The organism is Intestinibacter sp. (genome assembly GCF_022780145.1).
In the GTDB taxonomy this organism is placed as follows: Bacteria; Bacillota; Clostridia; order Peptostreptococcales; family Peptostreptococcaceae; genus Intestinibacter.
The window spans coordinates 1-2,620 of the sequence record NZ_JALEXO010000226.1; the positions used below are offsets into that span (position 1 = coordinate 1).

At 29.4% G+C, this 2,620-nt stretch carries 3 protein-coding genes; 2 read left to right on the forward strand and 1 reads right to left on the reverse strand.

What is annotated here, in order from left to right; all coding sequences use genetic code 11:
• The first annotated feature begins 229 nt into the window (after positions 1 to 229).
• Positions 230 to 1,366: an XRE family transcriptional regulator gene (locus MR593_RS08595; RefSeq protein ID WP_290691903.1), complete on the forward strand. Its 1,137-nt coding sequence runs from the start codon at positions 230 to 232 to the stop codon at positions 1,364 to 1,366.
• A 38-nt stretch (positions 1,367 to 1,404) separates the two neighbouring features.
• On the opposite strand, the gene MR593_RS08600 is transcribed toward MR593_RS08595, so the two are convergent.
• Positions 1,405 to 2,232 (reverse strand): carbon-nitrogen hydrolase family protein, encoded by an 828-nt coding sequence (locus MR593_RS08600; RefSeq protein WP_290691905.1) that lies wholly within the window; start codon positions 2,230 to 2,232, stop codon positions 1,405 to 1,407.
• Between the two features lie 247 nt (positions 2,233 to 2,479).
• On the opposite strand from MR593_RS08600, the gene MR593_RS13590 reads away from it, so the two are divergent.
• Positions 2,480 to 2,620: pyruvate formate lyase family protein (locus MR593_RS13590; RefSeq protein ID WP_290691907.1), on the forward strand; the 141-nt coding region annotated here is incomplete at its 3' end.

Consider the following 2,620-nt stretch of genomic DNA (forward strand, 5'->3'; position numbering starts at 1 on the left):
TCGATGGAAAAGGTGGTGGCAGTAAATTTACAGCACAAGGTGGAGGAAAAAATAATTCAAATTTAGAGTCTCTTATGGATTATGCAATTATGAAATTAGAAAAGGAAATAATTTAGAAATATTGTTTGATATTATATAAAATATTGAGTATAATTTAAACTGTTGTAAAATAAACATTATAAATCTTTAAAATAAAGATTTTATTTGATAATGAAAGAGAGCATGGTAAATGAAGAAAGAATTATTTAATGGAAAAAGGTTGAAAATTGCCAGAGTATATAGAGGCAAAAGTGTAGACATTTTAGCTAAAGAAACAAATATAAACAAAAAAGATATCTTAGCCTTTGAGGATAATAAATATAAACCAACTTTAGAAAATGCATTGAAATTATCTAACATACTTTATTTTCCAAGAGAATATTTCTACGGTAATGAAAATATAAAGGTAGTGGTAGAGGACGTTCACTTCAATCCAAATTCTACTATACCTAGGATGGAAGAAATATCTTACAGAGAAAAATTAATTATGATTAGAAAATTATTTTTGTTCTTTGAAGAGTATATAGGATTTCCAGAGTTAGATTTTCCAGACAATCTAAATAAAAACGACAGTATGGAGATTATTTCGAAAAAAATTAGAGAGCATTGGGGTTTATGGGATGAAGAAAAACCTACACCTCTAGATTTAGGCGATATTATGACCGCAAAGGGAGTAATAATGAGCTATATGAATGTAAATAGAAAGGGAGCATGTGCCTTCACTCAAAAGCAATCAGTAGATTTAGACAAAAAATACGTAATTTGCCTAGGTGAAGATAAAAATACAGCTCCTCTTAGAAATCACGATTTAGCTTGTGAGCTAGGGTATATTGTAAGCGATATGTTGAATTTATCTCTAAAGAAATTTGACTGCGAGGAATTTGCAGCTGAGTTTTTACTTCCAAAACAAGCATTTTTAAACAGCTTAGAGGATACAAATGAGCTAGAATCTTATGTGAGATTAAAGGCTAAATGGGCGGTACCTGTGAGCTTACTCGTTTACAGAGCATACAGTTTAGGTGTTATAAGCTATAAGAAATACAATTATTTATTAAATGATTGGCATCAAAGAGGTTGGGATAAGGTAGAGCCTCTAGATGACAAATTTAAATTACACGATTCATCTCTGCTTAAGATGGCATATGATGCGTTAATAGAAAATAATATAGTAAGTAACGCGACTTTAATAGATAAATTGTACGATTCAGGAATAATTTTATATCCTGAGGACTTAGAGATTTTGATGGATCTTAAAAAAGATACATTGAAATTAAAAAACAATAAAAACAATGTAAAAAAAGTGGATTTTAAAAGAAAAAAAGCATAGAAAAATACCCCTGCCGATAAAAATGGCAGGGGTATTTTCTATTTCTCGATTAATTCGTATAAGTCTAATCTTCTAGCTGACATTAGAGGAAGCTCTTTTCTTATTTTATCTACATAATCTAGGTCTATTTCTATGATTTTATATCCTTCCTTTTCATCCATTTTATATAAAATATCTCCCCAAGGAGATACAACTATAGAATTTCCATAAGAAACATAGCATCCGTCTACATCTCTGCTAGGAGCACATCCAATAGCATAGACTTGATTATCTACAGCTCTAGATCTAAACATCAAATCCCAATGAGCAGGTCCTGTGGTCATATTAAATGCAGCAGGGACGATAATCGCCTTTGCGCCATTTTGAGCCATAAGTCTTGCAATTTCAGGAAATCTAAAATCAAAGCATATACAAAGACCTATTTTACCAAACTCAGTATCAAATACAGTAACTTTATCACCAGCTGTTAAGGTATCAGATTCTTTAAATGATTGGCCGTTTTCTACGTCTATATCAAATAAATACACTTTTCTGTGTTTTCCTATTTTTTGTCCTTTTCTATCAAATACATAAGATGTATTGTAGACTAAGTTTTCGTCGTCTTTTTCAGGTATAGAACCCCCTACTAAATAGATGTTATTTTCTCTAGCCATATTTGAAAGAAGTTTAAAAGATGTATCTCCTTCTAGTTCTGCATATATTGGAAAATTATCAGTTTTGTAAGGTGTTGTAAACATCTCTGGAAGTACTGCTATATCACAGCCATCCTCAGCTGTTTTTTTTACAAATTCACTTGCATTTTCTAAATTTTTATGTTTATCTTCCTCAACATGCATTTGAATTAATGCAATTTTAATTTTATTCATAAATAGCCCTCCATCAAAAAATAATTTAGATTATTAGTTATTAATAAAATCTTATATAAGATTTTTTAAGCTGTCAAATACATTCAAGAAAATCAAAATTATGTATTTGAAATAAAAATTTTCTTATAAAAAAATTTTTTTAAAAATTTGGTTTAAGGTATATATTTTGCGGGTAAAGTATAGTATAATAAAATAAACATATAAAATAACATACAAAGTAACATATAACATAAAGGGGGCTGTTATAATGAGTGTAACAAGTAGAATAGAAAAATTTAGACAAGATTACGTTAATACTAAACCACAAATAAGCTGTGAAAGAGCAAAAATATATACAGATTCATATAGAGAAACAGAAGGCGAACCTATGTGCATAAGAAGTGCAAAG

Coding starts and splice junctions, on each gene's coding strand:
- MR593_RS08595 (WP_290691903.1), top strand. CDS start 230: ATGAAGAAAGAATTATTTAATGGAAAAAGGTTGAAAATTGCCAGAGTA.
- MR593_RS08600 (WP_290691905.1), bottom strand. CDS start 2,232: ATGAATAAAATTAAAATTGCATTAATTCAAATGCATGTTGAGGAAGAT.